General features: G+C 72.9%; 20 protein-coding genes and 1 pseudogene. 13 read left to right on the top strand and 8 right to left on the bottom strand.

The genetic code is table 11. The features are described 5' to 3' along the window. Window positions 1–52: 52 nt before the first annotated feature. Together AC3ET4_RS08945 and AC3ET4_RS08950 are read right to left on the bottom strand one after the other, a co-directional pair. Entirely contained in the window at window positions 53–559 is a 507-nt protein-coding gene (locus tag AC3ET4_RS08945) for a MarR family winged helix-turn-helix transcriptional regulator (protein ID WP_431947787.1), read from the bottom strand. A 731-nt stretch (window positions 560–1,290) separates the two neighbouring features. Continuing rightward, window positions 1,291–1,860, bottom strand: coding sequence for a GNAT family N-acetyltransferase (locus AC3ET4_RS08950; RefSeq protein ID WP_431947789.1), 570 nt, complete (start codon window positions 1,858–1,860; stop codon window positions 1,291–1,293). 163 nt (window positions 1,861–2,023) lie between these two features. On the opposite strand from AC3ET4_RS08950, the pseudogene AC3ET4_RS08955 reads away from it, so the two are divergent. Beyond that, window positions 2,024–2,449, top strand: a pseudogene (locus tag AC3ET4_RS08955) (ArsR/SmtB family transcription factor); the annotation flags it as partial. Between the two features lie 35 nt (window positions 2,450–2,484). On the opposite strand, the gene AC3ET4_RS08960 reads toward AC3ET4_RS08955, so the two are convergent. Together AC3ET4_RS08960 and AC3ET4_RS08965 are read right to left on the bottom strand one after the other, a co-directional pair. Next, window positions 2,485–2,781 (bottom strand): MTH1187 family thiamine-binding protein, encoded by a 297-nt coding sequence (locus tag AC3ET4_RS08960; protein WP_431947791.1) that lies wholly within the window; start codon window positions 2,779–2,781, stop codon window positions 2,485–2,487. Continuing rightward, window positions 2,778–3,131: a DUF3817 domain-containing protein gene (locus AC3ET4_RS08965; protein WP_431947793.1), complete on the bottom strand. Its 354-nt coding sequence runs from the start codon at window positions 3,129–3,131 to the stop codon at window positions 2,778–2,780. Before AC3ET4_RS08965 ends, AC3ET4_RS08960 begins: the two co-directional genes overlap by 4 nt. A 302-nt stretch (window positions 3,132–3,433) precedes the next feature. Between AC3ET4_RS08965 and AC3ET4_RS08970 the strand changes: the two genes are divergently transcribed. The 4 genes from AC3ET4_RS08970 (at window position 3,434) to AC3ET4_RS08985 (ending at window position 6,035) form a co-directional block, all read left to right on the top strand. Next, a complete protein-coding gene (locus AC3ET4_RS08970) occupies window positions 3,434–4,072 on the top strand; it encodes an AIM24 family protein (protein WP_431947795.1) in 639 nt (212 codons plus the stop codon). Further along, window positions 4,072–4,722 carry an AIM24 family protein gene (locus AC3ET4_RS08975; protein ID WP_431947797.1) on the top strand — a complete coding sequence of 217 codons (651 nt, stop codon included), beginning with the start codon at window positions 4,072–4,074 and terminating at the stop codon, window positions 4,720–4,722. The genes AC3ET4_RS08970 and AC3ET4_RS08975 overlap by 1 nt, the downstream gene beginning before the upstream one ends. After that, window positions 4,719–5,495: an AIM24 family protein gene (locus AC3ET4_RS08980; RefSeq protein WP_431947799.1), complete on the top strand. Its 777-nt coding sequence runs from the start codon at window positions 4,719–4,721 to the stop codon at window positions 5,493–5,495. The genes AC3ET4_RS08975 and AC3ET4_RS08980 overlap by 4 nt, the downstream gene beginning before the upstream one ends. 63 nt (window positions 5,496–5,558) lie before the next feature. Further along, complete coding sequence (locus tag AC3ET4_RS08985; protein WP_431947801.1) at window positions 5,559–6,035, top strand: MarR family winged helix-turn-helix transcriptional regulator; 477 nt, start codon at window positions 5,559–5,561, stop codon at window positions 6,033–6,035. A gap of 131 nt (window positions 6,036–6,166) precedes the next feature. On the opposite strand, the gene meaB is transcribed toward AC3ET4_RS08985, so the two are convergent. Both meaB and AC3ET4_RS08995 read right to left on the bottom strand, forming a co-directional pair. Beyond that, window positions 6,167–7,123: a methylmalonyl Co-A mutase-associated GTPase MeaB gene (meaB, locus tag AC3ET4_RS08990; protein WP_431947803.1), complete on the bottom strand. Its 957-nt coding sequence runs from the start codon at window positions 7,121–7,123 to the stop codon at window positions 6,167–6,169. 182 nt (window positions 7,124–7,305) lie between these two features. Next, window positions 7,306–8,481 carry an acetyl-CoA C-acetyltransferase gene (locus AC3ET4_RS08995; RefSeq protein ID WP_431947916.1) on the bottom strand — a complete coding sequence of 392 codons (1,176 nt, stop codon included), beginning with the start codon at window positions 8,479–8,481 and terminating at the stop codon, window positions 7,306–7,308. A gap of 172 nt (window positions 8,482–8,653) precedes the next feature. Between AC3ET4_RS08995 and mce the strand changes: the two genes are divergently transcribed. From mce to AC3ET4_RS09030, 7 genes are all read left to right on the top strand, one after another. Continuing rightward, window positions 8,654–9,082 (top strand): methylmalonyl-CoA epimerase, encoded by a 429-nt coding sequence (gene mce / locus AC3ET4_RS09000; protein ID WP_431947805.1) that lies wholly within the window; start codon window positions 8,654–8,656, stop codon window positions 9,080–9,082. A 177-nt stretch (window positions 9,083–9,259) separates the two neighbouring features. Beyond that, the gene (scy, locus tag AC3ET4_RS09005; RefSeq protein ID WP_431947807.1) at window positions 9,260–13,156 is read left to right on the top strand and encodes a polarized growth protein Scy; all 3,897 of its coding nucleotides are present in this window, start codon (window positions 9,260–9,262) and stop codon (window positions 13,154–13,156) included. Window positions 13,157–13,259: 103 nt separating this feature from the next. Next, window positions 13,260–14,192: a coiled-coil domain-containing protein gene (locus AC3ET4_RS09010; RefSeq protein ID WP_431947809.1), complete on the top strand. Its 933-nt coding sequence runs from the start codon at window positions 13,260–13,262 to the stop codon at window positions 14,190–14,192. 129 nt (window positions 14,193–14,321) lie between these two features. After that, a complete protein-coding gene (locus AC3ET4_RS09015) occupies window positions 14,322–15,308 on the top strand; it encodes an ABC transporter ATP-binding protein (protein ID WP_431947811.1) in 987 nt (328 codons plus the stop codon). A gap of 1 nt (window position 15,309) precedes the next feature. Continuing rightward, window positions 15,310–16,086 carry an ABC transporter permease gene (locus AC3ET4_RS09020; protein ID WP_431947813.1) on the top strand — a complete coding sequence of 259 codons (777 nt, stop codon included), beginning with the start codon at window positions 15,310–15,312 and terminating at the stop codon, window positions 16,084–16,086. A 105-nt stretch (window positions 16,087–16,191) separates the two neighbouring features. Next, the gene (locus tag AC3ET4_RS09025) at window positions 16,192–17,472 is read left to right on the top strand and encodes an ABC transporter ATP-binding protein (protein WP_431947815.1); all 1,281 of its coding nucleotides are present in this window, start codon (window positions 16,192–16,194) and stop codon (window positions 17,470–17,472) included. Next, the gene (locus AC3ET4_RS09030; protein WP_431947817.1) at window positions 17,469–18,338 is read left to right on the top strand and encodes an ABC transporter permease subunit; all 870 of its coding nucleotides are present in this window, start codon (window positions 17,469–17,471) and stop codon (window positions 18,336–18,338) included. The genes AC3ET4_RS09025 and AC3ET4_RS09030 overlap by 4 nt, the downstream gene beginning before the upstream one ends. A gap of 33 nt (window positions 18,339–18,371) precedes the next feature. On the opposite strand, the gene AC3ET4_RS09035 is transcribed toward AC3ET4_RS09030, so the two are convergent. Then, the gene (locus AC3ET4_RS09035) at window positions 18,372–18,695 is read right to left on the bottom strand and encodes an ATP/GTP-binding protein (protein ID WP_431947819.1); all 324 of its coding nucleotides are present in this window, start codon (window positions 18,693–18,695) and stop codon (window positions 18,372–18,374) included. A gap of 211 nt (window positions 18,696–18,906) precedes the next feature. Here AC3ET4_RS09035 and AC3ET4_RS09040 point away from each other — a divergent pair, with 211 nt between their 5' ends. Continuing rightward, on the top strand, window positions 18,907–19,932 hold the full coding sequence (locus AC3ET4_RS09040; RefSeq protein ID WP_431947821.1) for an LLM class flavin-dependent oxidoreductase: 1,026 nt from the start codon (window positions 18,907–18,909) through the stop codon (window positions 19,930–19,932). A 63-nt stretch (window positions 19,933–19,995) separates the two neighbouring features. On the opposite strand, the gene AC3ET4_RS09045 is transcribed toward AC3ET4_RS09040, so the two are convergent. Further along, entirely contained in the window at window positions 19,996–20,388 is a 393-nt protein-coding gene (locus AC3ET4_RS09045; RefSeq protein ID WP_431947823.1) for an SCO5389 family protein, read from the bottom strand. Between the last annotated feature and the right edge of the window lie 146 nt (window positions 20,389–20,534).

Below are 20,534 nucleotides of genomic sequence, written 5' to 3' on the forward strand. Positions count from 1 at the left end.
GTAACCGGTGCGGTCGGGGCTCCTGCCCCGGCCCCGCGTGCCGTGGCGCGGGTCACTCCTGGAAGTCCCCCGCGGCTATGCGCAGCGGTCGCAGCAGCTCGAAGATCTCCGCGCAGTCCTCGTCGTCGTACGCGCCGAGCCCGAACTTCATCCCCATGAGCTCCTCGGTGGCGGCCTCGCACACCTCCCGGCCCTTGGCGGTGATGGAGGCGAGTGTGCCGCGGCCGTCGTTCGGGTTGGGCCGCTTGGCGACGAATCCGGCGGCCACCAGGCGGTCGACGGTGTTGGTGACCGAGGTGGGGTGCACCATGAGCCGTTCGCCGATCTTGGACATCGGCAGCTCGCCCTCCTTGCTGAAGGCCAGCAGCACCAGGGCCTCGTAGCGGGCGAAGGTCAGACCGTAGGGCTTGACGACCGAGTCCACCTGGGCGAGCAGGATCTGCTGGGCACGCATGATCGACGTGATCGCGACCATCGAGGGCACGCGCCCCCAGCGCCGGGTCCAGATCTCGTCGGCACGGGCGATGGGGTCGAAGGGCAGGCTCAGCGGCTTGGGCACAGGCCCGAGCCTACCCGTCGGTCATATGCTGGGCAGCCGCGTCTTGCGGAGCAAGACGGGACTGCCCACCGGCGCCACGGCACGACCGCGGGGCTCCGGGCACCGAAGGGCCACAGGTGTGCCGGCCACCGGCAAGTGGACCCCGCTCCTGGTAAGCCGCCATCCTGGGGAGGGCTGCCATGCGAGGAGCCGTCACGGCGGGGTGCCCCACCGCACCGCGGCGGGCGTGCGCTCACGCGACCGCACCACGCGCAGTCACCGCCGGCCGGCACGGTCGGGCGGAGGCGTACCGGTGAAGGCGGTCTGCGACTACGGGCGGGCGAGGGGCGTCGCCCCACGGGCGCAGGGACGCTCACGACGAGGCCAGGGGGCCGCCTCGCACCGCGCACCCGCCCCCGGCCCACCGCCCGTGCGCGCCCTGCCGCACACCAGCCGTACCGCGCCCGCACCGCCCCGGCCGCGCACCCGCTCGCCCGGGGGTCCCCACCGCCGCCGCGTGCCGGTCCCGGAGCCGTGTGGCGCCGCGCAACCCCCTTCGGTCCGCGGCGCCCCGGGCGCACGCTCGGCGCCGGGCGGCTCACACCGCGCCGGAGGCGGTCCGCCGCACCCGTGCCGGCACCAGCAGCACACACACCGCCGTCCCCGTGCCACCCGCCACCGCCGTCACGACGTACGGGTCGCTCCGCCTCGTGCTCGCCGCCTTCCGGCGGGAAGGCGGCAAGCGGACCAGGTCAGAGCGACATGGCGAAGCGGCGGCAGACGTGGACGCGGGTGAACTGCCGTCGCATTCGTTCCTCATCGGCGAGCCCGGCGTGCGCGAAAACCATGAGAGCTCGCAGCCCGGGCCGGGCCTCGGCGACAGCTCGGCCGGGCTCCGCGGGGTCGCGGTAGTGGTTGGCGTAGACGTGCAGGTAGTGATCGCTCTCCGTGAAACCCATCGCTCGGTACCAGCTCAAGGTGTCCGGGTCGTCCCGGGTCCAGGCGTCCAGGGTGGCCGCGCCGAGCTCGTGTGCCCGGTCGCGGGTCTGCTCCAGGAGTTCACGGCCCAGGCCGCGGCGCTGGTGGTCCGGATGAACGGCGACGGTGTCGATCGTCGCCACGTCTCCCTCGACACTGGTGTCCATGATCCCGACGACGCGGCCGGCTGCGTCGGCGGCGACCAGGTCCAGGCCGGGCGCCGCCGTCGTGGGCTTGGCGCGTGAGACGTCGTCGAAGTACGCGGTGCGCAGGAAGGCCAGTACCCGGCAGTGGAGCCAGGAGGTCTCGTCAGTGGGGGTGAACGCGCGGACGGTGTAGCTCACGGTTGTGGTCCTCTGCAGGCGTGGTGGTGTGTGGACGGCGGCTGCGGATTCGAGAGAGCACAGCGCGAATATCGACGCCCCGCGGTTTCCTGGCAAGCGATTTGACGGGGGCAGCCCGTCCTGGGCCCCTCTCGGCCCCGACGGCGACCCGGGCGTCGCGTCGTTGAGCTGGGCGAACGACACTCTCACCCTGCACAGGCCACGGGAGCACGACCGCGACCTGGGTGGCGACGGCCTGGTCCTGGCGCCCAGCGTCTTCGTCTGGCCGGATGTCGCGGCGGGCTTCGACCCGCCCTGGCAGGGCACCGTCGCGTATCCCGCGCGCGGCATCGGGGGCCTGTGGCAGGCGCCGCAGGCCGCCTCCGACGCCCTGGCGCGTCTGCTCGGCGCCAACCGCGCCGCTCTCCTCGGCGGCCTGGGCGAGCCCGCGACCACGACCGCGCTCGCCCACCGGCACGGTCTCGCCCTGTCGTCGGTGTCCGCGCACCTGGCGGTGCTGCGGGAGGCGGGCCTGCTCACCTCGCGCCGCTACGGCCACCAGGTGCTGTACGAGCGCACCCCGCTGGGCAGCGCGCTCGCCGGCGACTGACCGGCGGAGCGCGCACCCGGGCGGGGTGCGATGGGTTACTGCGCCAGGTAGCGCTCGACGGTCTCCACCTTGGAGGTGAGCCCGTCGGTGACGCCGGGCCGGATATCGGCCTTGAGGACCACCGAGACGCGCGGCGCCCGGGCCTCGACGGCGGCCACGGCGCGCTTGACGACGTCCATGACCTCGTCCCAGTCGGCGCCTTCGACAGAGGTGAACATCGCGTCGGTGCGGTGGGGCAGCCCGGACTCGCGGACCACCCGGACGGCGTCGGCCACATAGGAGCCGACGTCCTCGCCGACGCCGAGCGGGGTGACGGAGAAGGCGACGATCATGCCTCGACCATGCCTTCCTTGAGCTCCTTGCGCGCGCGGGCGGCGATGACGCTGTCCTCCGCCTCGCGGCGCAGCCTGCGCTCGGCGAAGAAGCCGCCGGTCGGCAGGACGGAGAGCACGAAGTACAGCGCGGCGCGGCCGAGCGGCCACTTGGCGCGGTTCCAGGCGTCCAGCCAGAACAGGACGTAGAGGACGAAGAGGATGCCGTGGATCGCCCCCATGACCCGGACGGCGTTGAAGTCCGTGGTGCGCTTGAGCACCGAGCAGACCAGCAGGATCAGGAAGGACACCGCCTCGGGGGCGGAGACCAGGCGGAGCCGGTTGAGGGCGGAGGCGGTCTTGATGTCCACGGGACCTCGCTATCGGGACAGGGCTGCGGCGGACGCGGCACGCTGCGACCAGGACGTTGTGAATGTGATCACAAGCGCTTTCCCCCATTATGACCCGGCCCGCCTGCCGCCCTTCCCCCGGGGCCCCGGGGGAAGGGCGGCCGGAAGAGGGTGAACCGCCGAAGGGCGCCGGCGCGTCCTCTTCGCCGACGGACGAAGCAGCCGCCTTTGGAGGAGGAACGCCGGTGGAGCGCCGCAGGGAACCGGAGGACATCATGTGCGACCTCGTGACGGGTTCCTCCCGGACGGATACGGTCTGACCCGTGGCTCAGTTTCGATTGCAGGGCAGCAAAGTGCTCGCCGTGGACATGGCCGGCGACGCCGTCAAGGCGAGGAACGGCTCGATGGTCGCGTACGAGGGCCAGATGAGCTTCAAGAAGATGACCGGGGGCGGCGAGGGACTGCGCGGCATGGTCACCCGGCGGCTGACCGGAGAGTCCATGGAGGTCATGGAGGTACGCGGCCAGGGCACCTGCTACTTCGCCGACCGCGCCAGCGAGATCAACCTCGTGCGGCTGAACGGCGAGAAGCTGTACGTCGAGGCCGGCAACCTGCTCGCCACCGAGGCGGCGCTGCGCACCGGCACCACCTTCACCGGACTGCGCGGCGCCTCGCAGGGCAACGGCCTGTTCACCACCACGGTGGAGGGCGTCGGCCAGGCCGCGATCATCTCCGACGGCCCGGCGGTGGTGCTCCGGGTCGCCCCGGGGATGCCGCTGCAGGTGGACCCCGGCGCCTATGTGGCGCACACCGGCAACCTCCAGCAGCACTTCCAGACCGGCGTCAGCTGGCGGACGGTGATCGGCGAGTCCGGCGGCGAGTCCTTCCAGATCCGCTTCGAGGGCGACGGCCTGGTCTATGTGCAGCCGAGCGAGCGCAACACCACCGGGGGGCAGGTCTGATGCCGTTCACCCGCATCAACTCGAAGATGGTCGAGGCCCAGGTGGTGCCGGGCCAGCGGCTGTTCAGCCAGCGCGGCGCCATGCTGGCCTACCGCGGCCAGGTCGCCTTCACCCCCAATGTGCAGGGCGGCCGGGGCGGAATCGGCTCGATGATCGGCCGCAGGCTCGCGGGCGAGGCCGCTCCCCTGATGACCGTCGAGGGCCACGGTTCAGTGATGTTCGGCCACGGCGGCCATGACGTCCACTGCGTCGACCTGACCGGCGACACCCTGTACGTCGAGGCGGACCGGCTGCTGGCCTTCGACGGCTCGCTGCGCCAGGGCACGATGTTCATGGGGTCCCAGGGCGGCGTCATGGGCGTCATCCGCGGGCAGGTCACCGGCCAGGGGCTGTTCACCACGACCCTGCAAGGGCACGGCGCGGTCGCGGTGATGGCGCACGGCGGCGTCATCGAGCTGCCGATCACCCCGCAGCGACCGGTGCACGTCGACCCCCAGGCGTACGTCGCCCACCGCGGCGACGTACGCAACAAGCTGTCCACGGCGCTCGGCTGGCGGGACATGGTGGGCCGCGGCTCCGGCGAGGCCTTCCAACTGGAGCTGTCGGGTCAGGGCACGGTCTACGTCCAGGCGAGTGAGGAGAAGCTGTGAGCACCGGACCGGTCGTCCACGACCCGTACACCCTGCCGGCCGACGACAACGTCAACCCCTACGCCTTCAGCGTCGACCTGAAGGGCCAGTGGTTCCTGCAGAAGGGGAAGATGATCGCCTACTACGGGCAGATCGCCTTCCACGGCATCGGACACGGCCCCCTCGACGGGCTGGTCCGCAGCAACTTCCACTCCCCGCTGCACGCCGCCGACTGGGTGGTCGCCGAGGGCCAGGGCAAGATGATCCTCGCCGACCGGGCGTTCGACGTGAACTCCTACGACCTAAAGGACGGCAACCTGACCATCCGGTCGGGCAACCTGCTGGCCTTCCAGCCCGGTCTGTCGCTCAAGCAGTCCATCATCCCGGGCTTCCTCACCCTGATCGGCACGGGGAAGTTCGTGGCGGCCTCCAACGGCGCCGTGCACTTCGTCGAGCCCCCGGTCCGCGTCGACCCCCAGGCCCTGGTGGGTTGGGCGGACTGCCCCTCCCCCTGCCACCATTACGACCACGGGTACCTGCGCGGCGTCCTGGGCGGACTGCGGGCGCTGACCGGCGTCGGCGGAACCTCGGGCGAGGAGCACCAGTTCGAGTTCGTCGGCGCGGGGCAGGTGCTGCTCCAGTCGAGCGAGGTCCTGATGCCCGAGCAGGCCACGGGCGCGGTCCCGCACGAGGCCGGCGTACCGGGCGGCGGCGGGGGCGTCCCCGGCGCGGGGCAGGGCGCGCCGAGACTTCCGGGGCAGCTCGGGGACCTCCAGCGCCGCTTCGGTCTGTGACCGCACCGGCACGCGCCGCGACTCGATTGATCCGTATTTCAACTTCCTGGGTATGATTTCAGCATGGAGACACCGACCGGCACCCCGTGGCTGTCCGCCGACGAGCAGCGCACCTGGCGCATCCACCTGGAGGTCAGCAAGCTGCTGACCTACCAGCTCGAACGGGACCTGCAGCCGTTCGGCCTGACGTTCAACGACTACGAGATCCTGGTGAACCTCTCGGAGTCGCCCGAGCGCCGCATGCGGATGAGCGACCTGGCCCGCGCCACCCTGCAGTCCAAGAGCCGGCTGTCCCACCAGATCAGCCGCATGGAGAGGGCGGGCCTGGTCCGCCGCGAGAACTGCGAGTCCGACCGGCGCGGGCTGTTCGCCGTCCTCACCGAGGACGGCTGGGAGACCATGAGCAAGGTCGCCCCGCACCACGTCGCCGCCGTCCGCGAGCACTTCATCGACCTGCTCCCCGAAGAGGACCTGGCGGCCCTGCGCGCGGCCCTCGCCCCGGTCGCCGAGCGCCTGCGCGCGGTGCGCGGCAAGATCTGACCCCGCGGCGGCCGATCGGCTCGCGCCGGCGCCCCGCCCCCCTCGGCACGGGCCTGCGCGCCGCCCGCGCGCGGGGCCGGTCCCCCACGCGGGCCGCGCCCGCGAACGGCGGACATCCGCGCCGCGGAGCCTCAGGCCTGTTCGGTGAGGCTCGCGACGAGCTCGTCGGCCGCCGCGTACGGGTCGAGTTCGCCGGCGACGATGCGCTCGGCCAGCGCGCCCAGCCGGCGGTCGCCGTGGAGGTCGCCGATGCGCTCGCGCAGCGCGGTGACGGCGATGTGCTCGACCTCCAGGGCCGCACGGCGCAGCCGGCGCTCCGCGAGGACGCCGTGCTCCTCCATCCAGGCACGGTGCTTCTCCAGGGCCTCGACCACCTCGTCGACGCCCTCACCGCGGGCCGCGACGGTCTTGACGATCGGGGGGCGCCAGTCGCCCGGCAGCCGGGCTTCCCCCAGCCCCAGCATGTGGTTGAGCTCGCGGGCGGTCGCGTCGGCGCCGTCCCGGTCGGCCTTGTTGACGACGTACACGTCGCCGATCTCGAGGATGCCCGCCTTGGCCGCCTGGATGCCGTCGCCCATCCCCGGGGCGAGCAGCACCACGGAGGTGTCGGCCTGGGCGGCGATCTCCACCTCGGACTGGCCGACGCCGACGGTCTCCACCAGGACCACGTCGCAGCCCGCCGCGTCGAGCACGCGGATCGCCTGCGGCGCGGCCCAGGCCAGTCCGCCCAGGTGGCCGCGGGTGGCCATCGAGCGGATGTAGACACCGGGGTCGGACGCGTGGTCGCTCATCCGCACCCGGTCACCGAGCAGGGCGCCGCCGCTGAACGGCGAGGAGGGGTCCACGGCCAGCACCCCGACCCGCTTGCCGGCCCTGCGGTACGCCGAGACCAGCGCGGAGGTCGACGTGGACTTGCCGACGCCCGGCGAGCCGGTCAGGCCGACCACGTACGCGCCGCCGGTCAGCGGCGCGAGCGCGGCCATCACCTCGCGCAGCTGCGGGGACGCCCCCTCCACCAGCGAGATCAGCCGGGCCACCGCCCTCGGGCGGCCCTGCCGTGCCTGCTCCACCAGGGTGGGGACGTCCATCGCTGCGCTCCTTGCTGCCTGTTGCCCCTCAGGGGCTCGGTTCGCCTCCGGTTCGCTCAGTCGTCGCCGGGGGCCCTCCCGGCGGTAGCCGGGAAGGGCCCCGTCCTTCGGGGCAACGACCGCTCCCCTTCGGCCCCCTCGCCGTTTCCTGCCGGTTCCTGCCGTTACGCTCCGGCGCTCCGCTACTCGCCCGGTACGCGGATGATCAGGGCGTCGCCCTGACCGCCGCCGCCGCAGAGGGCCGCCGCGCCCACGCCGCCGCCGCGCCGCCTGAGCTCCAGGGCGAGGTGCAGGACGATGCGGGCGCCCGACATGCCGATCGGGTGACCGAGGGCGATGGCGCCGCCGTTGACGTTCACCTTTTCAGGTGTCACGCCCAGGTCCTTCATGGACTGCACGGAGACCGCCGCGAAGGCCTCGTTGATCTCGATGAGGTCCAGGTCGCCCACGGACAGCCCCTCCTTCTTGAGGGCGTGCGCGATCGCGTTGGACGGCTGCGACTGCAGCGAGTTGTCCGGGCCCGCCACGTTGCCGTGGGCGCCGATCTCGGCGATCCACTCCAGGCCCAGTTCCTCGGCCTTGGCCCTGCTCATCACGACGACCGCGGCGGCGCCGTCGGAGATCTGCGAGGAGGTGCCCGCGGTGATCGTGCCCTCCTTGCTGAAGGCGGGGCGCAGCCTGGCCAGCGACTCGGCCGTGGTCTCGGGGCGGATGCCCTCGTCCTGGGCGAAGAGCACCGGCTCGCCCTTGCGCTGCGGGATCTGCACCGGGGTGATCTCGGCCTCGAACAGGCCGTTCTTCTGCGCGGCGGCCGCCCGCTGGTGGGACAGCGCGGCGATCTCGTCCTGCTCGGCACGCCCGATGCCCAGGCGTGTGTTGTGCTTCTCGGTCGACTCGCCCATGGCGATGTCCTCGAAGGCGTCGGTGAGGCCGTCGTGCGCCATGGCGTCCAGCATCTGGATGGCGCCGTACTTGAAGCCCTCGCGGGACTTGGGCAGCAGGTGCGGGGCGTTGGTCATCGACTCCTGGCCGCCGGCGACGACGACGTCGAACTCACCCGCCCGGATCAATTGGTCGGCCAGCGCGATGGCGTCCAGCCCGGACAGGCAGACCTTGTTGATCGTCAGCGCCGGCACGTCCATCGGGATGCCGGCCTTGACCGCGGCCTGGCGGGCGGGGATCTGCCCGGCACCCGCCTGGAGTACCTGCCCCATGATCACGTACTGCACCTGCTCGCCGTCGACGCCGGCCCGGTCCAGGGCGGCCTTGATGGCGGCGGCGCCCAGTTCCGCGGCGGAGAAGGAGCGCAGCGAGCCGAGCAGCCGCCCCATGGGGGTGCGCGCACCTGCGACGATCACGGACGTTCGTGCCTGGCTGGTCATGACGCGGCCCCTTTGCACGGAGGGAAGGTTAACGACGGTTCTCAAGGGTGCTGTCAATGTACTGAGGGGTGGAGCCGGCGGTCACCCGGCGGACAGTGTGATCGCGCGCACGTTGCGTGACCACATGGACCGGGCGTCCACTGGAGTCATGCTGACGCGAATCGACCACATCGGCATCGCCTGCTTCGATCTCGACACGACCGTCGAGTTCTACCGTGCCACCTACGGCTTCGAGGTGTTCCACACCGAGGTCAACGAGGAGCAGGGCGTGCGCGAGGCGATGCTCAAGATCAACGAGACCTCCGACGGCGGAGCCTCCTACCTCCAGCTGCTGGAGCCCGTCCGCGACGACTCCCCCGTCGCCAAGTGGCTGGCCAAGAACGGCGAGGGGGTGCATCACATCGCCTTCGGAACCGAGGACGTCGACGCGGAAGCGGCGGCCGTCCGCGACAAGGGGGTGCGGGTCCTGTACGACAGCCCGCGCAGGGGCTCCATGGGGTCGCGGATCACCTTCCTGCATCCCAAGGACTGCCACGGAGTGCTCACCGAGCTGGTCACCTCGGCCGAAGACCACTGACCGGAGGCGACTCGCCCCGGTAGAGTGGCCTGGCGACCCCGGGGTGGGCTGGGGTACCTGCCCGCGCCTCGGCGTGGGATCGGACACAATTCTCCGAAGGCTCCGCGGTGAACGGGGCCCCGGGGAATCTCACTCGGTTGGCGGGTGGGTACACCAGGAGACGGATGGGACCGCGCAGTGCGGGGCTACGACCGCTACGAGGTTGAGGACGACCACCTCTCGCAGTTCGAGGCCGAGATGGAGCGGCTTCGCAAGGAGCGGGACAAGGTCGTCCAGCATGCCGAAGACCTCGGCTACCAGGTCGAGGTGCTGCGCGCCAAGTTGCACGAGGCGCGCCGCAACCTCGCGAGCCGCCCTGCCTACGACAACCTCGGCCACCAGGCCGACCAGTTGCTGCGCAACGCCCAGATCCAGGCGGACCAGTTGCGCGCCGACGCCGAGCGGGAGCTGCGCGAGGCCCGCGCGGCCACCCAGCGGCTGCTGCAGGAGCAGGCCGAGCACCAGGCCCGCGTGGAGGCCGAGTGGCACGCCGAGGCCGTCGCCAGGCGCCGCCGGCTGGACGAGGAGCTGGCCGAGCGCCGCAGCAACGTCGAGAGCCACGTCAACGAGAACGTGGCCTGGGCCGAGCAGTTGCGCGCCCGCGCCGAGTCGCAGGCCCGCCGGCTCATGGAGGAGACCCGCGCCGAGTCGGAGGCCGCGCTGGCCGCCGCCCGCGCCGAGGCCCAGCGGATCGCCGAGGGCGCCCGGGACCGGCTGGAGGCCGATGCGGCGGCCGCCCGGGCCGAGGCCGAGCAACTGCTGCGCCGGGCCCGCGCGGACGCCGAGCGGCTGCTGAACGCCGCGGCCACCCAGGCCCAGGAGGCCACCGCCCAGGCCGAGCAGCTGCGTGCCTCCACCCAGAGCGACGCCGACCAGGCGCGCGCCCAGGCCGGCGAACTCTCGCGTTCCGCCGAGGAGAAGCTGCGCGCGGCCGAGGAGAAGCTGCGCGAGGCGCAGAGCGAGGCCGACCGGCTCCGCGAGGAGGCCGCGGCGAGCGCCGCCAAGCGGCTGGCCACGGTCGACGCCGACAACGAGCAGCGCACCCGTACGGCCAAGGCGGAGGTCGCGCGGCTGGTCGCCGAGGCGACCAAGGAGGCGGAGGCCGCCAAGGCCGAGGCCGAGCAGATCCTCGCCGACGCCAAGGCCGAGGCGGAGCGGCTGCGCGACCAGGCGCAGGAGACCGCGAGGTCCGAGGCGGCCGAGGACGCGGCGGCCGCTCTCGCCAAGGCGGCCCGTACCGCCGAGGAGGTCCTCACCAAGGCCACCGAGGACGCCCGCGCCACCACCCGCGCCGCGAGCGAGGAGGCCGAGCGCATCCGCCGCGAGGCGGAGACCGAGGCGGACCGGCTGCGCAGCCAGGCCGAGGAGTCCGCCGAGGAGCTGCTCGGCACCGCCAAGGACGACACCAAGGAGTACCGCGCCAAGACGGTCGAGCTTCAGGAGGAGGCCCGCAGGCTGCGCGGCGAGGCCGAGCAGCTGCGCGCCGAGGCGGTCGCCGAGGGCGAGCGCATCCGCGGCGAGGCGCGGCGCGAGGCGGTGCAGCAGATCGAGGGGGCGGCCCGGTCCGCCGAGGAGCTGCTGACCAAGGCGAAGGCCGACGCCGCGGAGCACCGCCAGAAGGCCACCGCCGACTCGGAGAAGGCCCGCACCGAGGCGATCGAGCGCGCCGCGAGCCTGCGCAAGCAGGCAGACGAGCTGCTGGAGCGCGCCAGGGGTGAGGCCGAGCAGATCCGCACCGAGGCCGAGCAGCAGGCGGAGCAGGTACGGGAGGACGCCGAGGGCGCCGGCCGGACGCTGCGTGAGGAGGCCGAGCGGGCCGCCCAGCGGCTGCGCGAGGAGGCCGAGGCCGATCTGGTCCGGCTGCGCGAGGAGGCCGAACGCCGCATCACCGCCGCCGAGGAGGCGCTGCGCGAGGCCCGCGCGGAGGCGGAGCGGCTGCGCCGCGAGACCGCCGAGGAGGCGGCCGCGCTGCGCACGGAGGTCGCCGAGCGGGTCCGCGGGCTGCAGGAGCAGGCCGAGCAGGAGACGGCGCGGCTGCGCGACGAGGCCGCCGCCGACGCGTCCAAGACCCGGGCCGAGGCCGAGCAGCTCGCCGTGCGGCTGCGGGGCGAGGCCGCCGCCGAGGCGGAGCAGCTGCGCACCGAGGCCCAGGAGACCGCCGACCGGCTGCGGGCCGAGGCGCAGGAGACGGCGGCACGGCTGCGGGCCGAGGCGGCCGAGGCGCTGTCCGCCGCCCAGGAGGAGGCCGCGCGGCGCCGCCGGGAGGCCGAGGAGCTGCTGAGCGCGGCGCGCGGCGAGGCCGAGCAGGAGCGCGCGCAGGCCGGCCGCGAGGGCGAGGAGCTGCTGGCGGCCGCTCGCAAGCGGGTGGAGGAGGCCGGCGCCGAGGCGGAGCGGCTGGTCGGCGAGGCCGAGCGGCACGCGGCCGAGCTGGTCGGCGCGGCCGAGCAGACCGCCCAGCAGGTGCGGGACTCGGTGCACGGGCTGCACGAGCAGGCCGAGGAGGAGATCGCGGGCCTGCGCTCGGCGGCCGAGCACGCCGCGGAGCGCCTGCGGTCCGAGGCCCAGGAGGCCGCGGACCGGCTGCACGCGGACGCCAACGCCGAGCGCGAGCGCGCCACCGAGGACGCCCAGCGGATGCGCCGCGAGGCGCAGGAGGAGGCCGCCGAGGCCCGCCGGCTGGCCGACCGCACGGTCGGCGAGGCGATCGAGGAGGCCGACCGGCTGCGGGCGGAGACCCGTGCGGACGCCGACCGGCAGCGTGCGGAGGCCGCGGAGCAGGCCGACCGACTGCTCACCGAGGCCATCGAGGAGGCGGACCGGCTGCGCGCCGACGCCGACGCACGGGCCGAGGAGACCGTGGCCAAGGCGCAGCGCGACGCCGAGCGGCTGGGCATCCTGGCCAAGGACGCCCTCGACGCCGCGGAGCGCGACGCCGAGGAGCGCCGCCGCGCGGCCGAGGAATCGCTGGTCGCCGCCGAGGCGGAGGGCCGCCGCATCCTGGACGAGGCGCGCGACGAGGCCAACAGGCGCCGCACGGACGCGGCCCAGCAGGCCGACCAGCTGATCACCAAGGCCCGCGCGGAGGCGGAGCGGCTGGGCATCCTCGCCAAGGACTCCCTGGAGTCCGCCGAACGGGACGCCGAGGCGGCCCGGGCGGAGTCCGACCGGATCCGCGACGAGGCGCGCGAGGACGCCAACAAGCGCCGCGCCGAGGCCGCGGAGCAGGCGGACGAACTCGTCTCCCGGGCGCAGGGCGAGGCGCTGAAGATCGGCGCCGCCGCGGAGGAGCAGGCCGACACCATGGTCGGCGCCGCCCGCACGGAGGCCGAGCGGATCGTCGCCGAGGGCACGGCGGAGAGCAACACCATGGTGGAGCGCGCCCGTACGGACGCCGACACCCTGCTGGGAGAGGCGCGCAGGGACGCGACCGCCATCCGCGAGCGCGCCCAGGAGCTGCGGCAGCGCGTCGAGGCCGAGGTCGAGGAGCTCCACGAGCGGGCACGTACCGAGTCGGCCGCCACGATGAAGTCGGCGGGCGAGCGGGTGGACAAGCTGGTCGCGGCCGCCACGGAGCAGCTGGAGAAGGCGGAGGCCAAGGCCCGCGAACTGGTCGCGGACGCCGAGGCCAAGGCCGAGGAGACGCGGTCCACCGCGAGCGCCGAGGCCAGCAAGGTCCGCATCGCCGCGGTGAAGAAGGCCGAGGAACTGCTCAAGGGGGCCGAGCAGAAGAAGAACGAGGCCGAGCGCGAGGCGGAGCGGGTGCGCGGCGAGGCCCGCGCCGAGGCCGAGCGCATCGTGGCCGAGGGCAAGAAGGAACTCGAGGTGCTCAGCCGGCGCCGCCAGGACATCAACGCCGAGATCACCCGGGTGCAGGATGTCCTCGAGGCGCTGGAGTCATTCCAGCAACCGAACGACGGAGGTAAGGGCAACGGTCAGAACGCCACACCGAACGGCAAGAACGCGGTCACTGCTGGTGCAGCAGCCGGTACGACACGGACAGGGAGCAAGCGGTCCGACGATGCGCCACTCGATTGAGCGGTCATTGTGCACAGTTACTGGACAGTGACTGTGAGGCACGCCGCCTGGGCCCCTAGGATTCCCCCCATCACCCCACCCGGTCTGAGTTGACAGGATCCTCATGAGCGACACTTCCTCCCCCTTCGGCTTCGAGCTCGTGCGGCGTGGATACGACCGCGGGCAGGTGGACGACCGCATCACCAAGCTGGTCGCCGACCGTGACAGCGCACTGGCCCGGATCAACGCGCTGGAGAAGCGCATCGAGGAGCTCCACCTCGAGACGCAGAACGCGCAGGCGCAGGTCAACGACGCCGAACCGTCCTACGCCGGTCTCGGCGCCCGCGTCGAGAAGATCCTTCGCCTCGCCGAGGAGGAGGCGAAGGACCTGCGCGACGAGGCCCGCCGTGCCGCCGAGCAGCACAGGGAGCTGGCCGAGTCCGCCGCCGCCCAGGTGCGCAACGACGCGGAGTCCTACGCCGCCGAGCGCAAGGCGAAGGCCGAGGACGAGGGCGAGCGCATCGTCGAGAAGGCCAAGGGTGAGGCCGGTCAGCTGCGCACCGACGCGCAGAAGGACGCGCAGGCCAAGCGCGAGGAGGCGGACGCCCTCTTCGAGGAGACCCGCGCCAAGGCGGCCCAGGCCGCCGCCGACTTCGAGACCAACCTGGCCAAGCGCCGCGAGCAGTCCGAGCGCGACCTGGCGTCCCGTCAGGCCAAGGCCGAGAAGCGCCTCGCCGAGATCGAGCACCGCGCCGAGCAGCTCCGCCTGGAGGCCGAGAAGCTGCGCACCGACGCCGAGCGCCGCGCCCGCCAGACGGTGGAGACCGCGCAGCGCCAGGCCGAGGACATCGTGGCCGACGCGAACGCCAAGGCGGACCGTATCCGCAGCGAGTCCGAGCGCGAGCTGGCGGCGCTCACCAACCGCCGCGACAGCATCAACGCCCAGCTGACCAACGTCCGCGAGATGCTGGCCACGCTGACCGGCGCGGCGGTCGCCGCGGCCGGCGCCCCCTCCGACGACGAGCCCGTCTCGCGCAGCGTCCCGGCCCAGCGCTGACGCTCCGGACGGCGCCGGAACGGATCGAGCCCCCCGCCTCCTCGGCGAGGGGCTCGATGATTCCGGGAACACAAACGGGTGCCTGAATTCCGGGTGCATGGCCCCTCGCGGCCGCATAGTGTATACCGCATGATCGAGTTGCAGGGGCTGACCAAGCGGTACGGCGACAAGACCGCGGTGGACGACCTCACCTTCACGGTGCGGCCGGGGGTGGTCACCGGCTTCCTCGGTCCCAACGGGGCGGGGAAGTCCACGACGATGCGCATGATGCTGGACCTGGACAGGCCGACCAGCGGCAGCATCCGCATCGACGGGAAGCACTACCGCGAACTCCACGAACCGCTCAAGCACATCGGGGCGTTGCTGGAGGCCAAGGCCGTGCACGGCGGCCGCACGGCGTACAACCATCTGCTGTGCCTGGCCCAGTCCAACCGCATCCCGCGCCGCCGGGTCGACGAGGTGCTGGAGGTCGTCGGTCTCGCACCCGTCGCCAAGAAGCGCTCCAAGGGCTTCTCCCTCGGTATGGGACAGCGCCTCGGCATCGCCGTGGCGCTGCTCGGCGACCCCGAGATCCTGATGTTCGACGAGCCGGTCAACGGACTGGACCCGGAGGGCATCCACTGGATCCGCAACCTGATGAAGGGACTGGCCGCCCAGGGCCGGACGGTCTTCGTCTCCAGCCATCTCATGAGCGAGATGGCGCTGACAGCGGACCACCTGATCGTGATCGGCCGCGGGAAGCTGATGGCGGACACGACGATGGCGGACTTCATCACCGCGAACTCCCGCTCCTATGTGCGCGTCCGCACGCCCGAGCCGGAGAAGCTGAAGGACGCGCTGGCGGCCGCGTCGATCACCCCGGTGCTCGACGGCGAAGGCGCCTTCGAGATCGAGGACGTGGAGCCGGCCACGATCGGCGAACTCGCCGCCAGCCACCAGCTGGTGCTGCACGAGCTCAGCTCCCAGCAGGCCTCTTTGGAGCAGGCATTCATGCAACTCACCGCGCAATCGGTGGAGTACCACGCCGGCGGCCCCGCAGCGGAGAGCGGCGAGGCCGCCGCCCCCGCGCCCCAGTGGGGTGCCGCCTGGAACACGCGCGCCGGAAAGGAAGCCTGACATGGCAGCGACCACCGCTGTTCTGCAGTCGGAGTGGACCAAGGTCAGGACCGTCCGGTCGACCGTGTGGACGCTGGCGTCGGCCGCCGTCTCCACCATCGTCATCAGCGGTCTGTTCTGCCTGCTCTTCCGCACCCAGTGGGACACCATCGAAGAGGGCGCCCGCGCCCAGTTCGACCCCACGGCCCAGAGCCTGTCCGGTCTCTTCCTCGGCCAGCTCGCGCTGATCACCTTCGGCGTGCTGATCATCTCCAGCGAGTACAGCACGGGCATGATCCGGGCCTCGCTCTCGGCGGTGCCGCAGCGCGCGGCCTTCTACTTCTCCAAGGTCGCCGTCGCGGCCGGCATCACCTTCGTCCTCGGGCTGATCGTCAGCTTCGTCTCCTTCTTCGTCGGGCAGGCCATCCTCGGCGGTGACCTCGCCACCTCGATCAGCGATCCGGGAGTGCTGCGCGCGGTCTTCGGGGCCGGCCTCTACATGACGCTGATGGTGCTCTTCGCGGTCGGCGTCGCGGCGATGCTGCGCAGCCCGCTGGTCTCGCTGGGCATCCTCATCCCCTTCTTCTTCCTGGTCTCCGGCATCCTCTCGGCCGTGCCGGGAGCCAAGAGCGTGGCCCGGTACTTCCCGGACCAGGCCGGCAGCACGATCATGCGGGCGACGATCCCGCCGAACGACCCCGCGCCGTACGGCCCGTGGAGCGGCCTCGGCATCATGGCGCTGTGGGTGGTCGCCGCGCTGATCGGCGGCTACGTGCTGCTGAAGAAGCGGGACGCCTGACCGCCGCCTGGTGATCCGGGCCCGCAGGGGCGGGAACCGACCCCGCCCCTGCGGGCCTCCTCACCTCTCGGGGGCGACGCGGACCGTCCGCCTGGGGGGCGAAGCATGATCGAGGCAAGCGGCCTCACCAAGACCTACGGCAGCAAGACCGCCGTCGCCAACCTGTCCTTCCAGGTGCGGCCCGGCGCCGTGACCGGCTTCCTGGGGCCCAACGGCTCCGGCAAGTCGACCACGATGCGGATGATCCTGGGCCTGGACACCCCGACGGCGGGGCGGGTGACCGTCGGCGGGCTGCCGTACCGGCACCTGCCCAACGCCGCCCGCCGGGTGGGTGCGCTGCTGGACGCCAAGGCCGTGCACGGCGGACGCAGCGCGCGCCAGCACCTGCTGTGCCTGGCGCAGCTGTCCGGGATACCGGACCGCCGGGTGGACGAGGTGCTGGCGGCGGTGGGCCTGCGGGAGGTCGCGCACCGGCGCTCGCGGGGCTTCTCGCTCGGCATGGGGCAGCGCCTCGGCATCGCGGCGGCGCTGCTGGGCGACCCCGAGGTGCTGCTGTTCGACGAGCCGGTCAACGGACTGGACCCGGAGGGCATCCACTGGGTACGGCATCTGATGCGCGGACTGGCCGCGGAGGGCCGTACCGTCTTCGTCTCCTCGCACCTGATGAGCGAGATGGCGCTGACCGCCGACCACCTGATCGTGATCGGCCGCGGGCAGCTGCTGGCCGACATGAGCGTCAAGGACTTCATCGCCCACCACTCCGCCGGCTTCGCGATGGTGCGCACCCCGGAGGTCGCCGCGGACCGCGAGAAGCTGACGAAGGCGCTCACCGAAGCGGGCGCGCAGGTGCAGCAGGAGCAGGACGGCGCCCTGCGCGTGACCGGTCTGGAGCTGCCGCGGATCAGCGACCTCGCCCACGAGGCCGGGGTACGGCTGTGGGAGCTCTCCCCGCACCAGGCCTCGCTCGAGGAGGCCTACATGCGCCTGACCAACGGCGCGGTGGACTACCGCTCCTCGGCCGACCCGCGGCAGGGCCTGCGGCAGCCCGCCACCGCGCCTGCGCCGGGCGGGTGGGGCGCGCCGCCGCAGGGACCGTGGCCGCATCCCGTCCCGCAGCAGTCGCCGTACGGGCACGGGTATCCGCAGCAGTCGCCGTACGGGCACGGCCACGGGTATCCGCAGCAGCCGTACGCCCCGCCGGTGCAGCCGGGCCCCGGGGCGGCGCCGGCCGCGGCGTCCTTCACCCCCTACGCGCAGCTGCCGGCTCCCCCCGCCCGGCCCGTGCCGCCGGCCGCGCCGGCCTTTCCCCCGCCGCCGGCCGCGCCGTCCGCCCCGCCCGGCGCGCAGCCGACCCAGCCGACCCAGCCCGCCGAGGACGCCCGATGACCGCCCCCGTCCCCCTCCCGGCCCCGCAGTTCTCCTCCACCCTCCCGACGGCCGGCACCCACCTCGGCCACGCGCTGAAGTCCGAGTGGACCAAGATCCGTACGGTGCGCTCCACCCTCTGGACGCTCGGCGTCATGCTGGTGCTGATCCTCGGCATCAACCTGCTCGTCGTCGGCCTGTCCTCGCCCGAGCGCGTCACCGAACCGGTGCTCGCCTTCGGCCTGTTCGGGGTGCTCCTCGGCCAGCTCTGCGTCATGACGCTCGGGGTGCTGGTGATCAGCTCGGAGTACGGCACGGGCATGATCCGCACGACCCTCACCGTGTGCCCCCGGCGCGGCCGGGTGCTCACCGCGAAGGCGATCGTCTTCTTCGCGCTGACGTTCACCGTCACCACCGTGGCCTGCGCGCTCACCGCGCTGATGAACGACGCCGCCTTCGGCGGCAAGCCGGTGGGGGAACCGGACTTCGTGAGCGCGCGGCTCGTCGTCGAGGACGGCCTCAGCGCCGCCGAGGGCGGCCAGTGGCTCGGCGCCACCGTCGGCGTCGGCCTGTACGTGGCCCTGCTCGGTCTGCTCTCCCTGGCCGTGGGCGCGCTGCTGCGGCACTCCGCGGGCGCGATCACCACGATGATGGGCCTGGTCCTGCTGCCGCTGATCATCGCGATCTTCATGCAGTCGGAGAACCTCCGGACGGTGCAGGAGAAACTGATCGAGTACTCCTCCCCCAACGCCATCGCGTCGCTCCACCAGATGCCGATGCTGGGCGACGGCGACGCCGACGGCGTGCGCCAGTTGGTGCTCCTGGCGATCGTCACGGCCGCCGCCCTGGGCGCGGCCTACGCGGCGCTCGCCAAGCGCGACGTCTGACCCGGCCCGGACACCGGGCCTCCTGCCCCCCGCTCAGTACCGGGGGGCGTTGCGGGACCGCTGGAGTCGTGCGCCCCGGCGGTCCCTCGCGTTCCAGCAGGCGGTGTGCCAGTGGCGCCGGTCCTCCACGCCGCCGTACTCCGGCCAGGCCACCAAGTGGCCGACCCCCGGCGGGATCTCCTGGTCGCAGCCGGGGCAGCGGTAGAACTTGCCGCCCGTGCTCCCGGACAGCTGGCGGACCGTCCACTGCTGGCCCTGCCAGGTCTCCACGCGCTCCGGGCCCCGGGCCGGTCCGGCCTCGGGTCGCTCCTCGGGTCGGCCGGCGGCGCCTCGCGGGCGGTTTCGGCGCGGGGACACGGGCACACACCTCACGCGGTCGGGGGACTCGGCCGCCACCCAGCCTACGCGCACCGTCCGCCGCGCCGAATACCCGGTCGGGCAACCCTCCCATCCGGCCGCCGCCTGAAAAATCATGAAATCGAGGTGGCCGTGCCGTGCCTTTGGCACGTGTCAGACGTTAATGCCGCTAGGGGAGCCGTGTCGGCCACCGAGGAAGGTGTGAAGCACGATGCGTGTCGGTACTTTCGTCCTCGCCGCCCAGTTCCCTGGGCAGGGACCGGAGGAGGCGCTGCACCGCGCGGTGCGGTCGGCCGAGGCGGCGGAGCGGGCGGGGCTGGACACCGTGTGGCTGGCGGAGCACCACTTCGTGCCGTACGGCGTGTGCCCGTCGGCCGTGACGCTCGCCGCGCTGCTGCTGGGCAGGACGCGCCGGATCGGGGTCGGCACGGCCGTGAGCGTCCTGCCGACCGCGCACCCGGTGGCGGTCGGCGAGCAGGCGGCGCTGCTGCACATCACCTCGGGCGGCCGGTTCACGCTGGGCGTGGGCCGCGGCGGCCCCTGGGTGGATCTGGAGGTCTTCGGCGCCGGACTCGCCGCTTTCGAGAGCGGCTTCCCCGAGTCGCTGGATCTGCTGCTGCGGTGGCTGCGCGAGCCCCGGGTGGGGGCCTCGGGGGAACGATTCGCCTTCCGAGAGGTCGAGGTCGTCCCGCGTCCCGACGCGTTCGAGGCGCCCGGTGGTCCGCCGGTCGTCGTCGCCTGCACCTCGCCGGGCAGCGTCCGTCTCGCGGCGCGCAGGGGTCTGCCCATGCTGCTGGGCATGCACTGCGGGGACGAGGACAAAGCCGCCATGGTCGCAATGTGGCAGGCGGAGGCCCGCGACGCAGGGCTTTCACCCGAATCGGTGGCCGCGGCGGAACACGTCTCCGCGGGCGTCGTACAGATCGCGGACCGCCGCGCGGACGCCGTGGAGACCCTCACCAAGGCGATGCCCGGCTGGCTCCAGCAGGGCCTGGCCGCACACCGTACGGTCGACGGCCGGCCGCGGACGATGCGCGACCCCCTCGCCTACACCGAACTCCTCTGCGGGCTCCACCCCGTGGGCCCGCCGGCGCTGTGCGCCGACCGTCTCACCGCCACCGCCGAGCGGACGGGCATCCGCCGCTTCGCCCTCCTCGTGGAGGGCTCCGGTGATCTCGCCGCCACCGAGGAGAACGTGGCACGGCTCGGCGGTGAAGTGCTCCCGCAATTGGCCTGATTGAAACCTCAAAGAGCAGTGGTGCGACCTATTGCGACCAATGGCGGGAGCACCGCGCCCGGTTCAGCAGTCCCGGAGTTCCGGGGACTGGTTCAGCAGCTGCGCGCGGACGGAGGTGAAGGTGGCGTACCGCTCGTCGACCGCCGGGTCCAGCGGGAACACCGCGACCCGGTGGCAGTTCTGGAACGCCAGCCGGACCCCGAAGTGGCGCTGCAGGGCCCCCCGTATCGCGTCACTCGCCAGGGCGCGGAGCAGCTGGCCACGCGCGTTCTCGTCCGGCGGGGGCACCTGGTTGTCGGCGAACGGACCGCCGTCCACCTTGAGTTGTGCCGCCAGAGAGCTGATCATGTCCCATGCGTAAGGCAGGGAGGTCCGGACGCAGTCGACGAACTCCCGTTCGTCGACCTCGCCTCGCTCGGCCTGTTCGAGGAGGGCCGGTGAGACGTCGAGCGACATGAGTACTCCTCTCGTGACCCCCCTGTCCGAGGAGTCAGACGGACTACGGGCAGAAGCCGCCCGGCGTTCTCCCGCATGACGGCCTCCAGGCACAACCGTAGGCGGAGAGGTCCCGTGGCACTAGGCGGGAGCACTCACTACAGGCC

The organism is Actinacidiphila sp. bgisy167 (genome assembly GCF_057707665.1).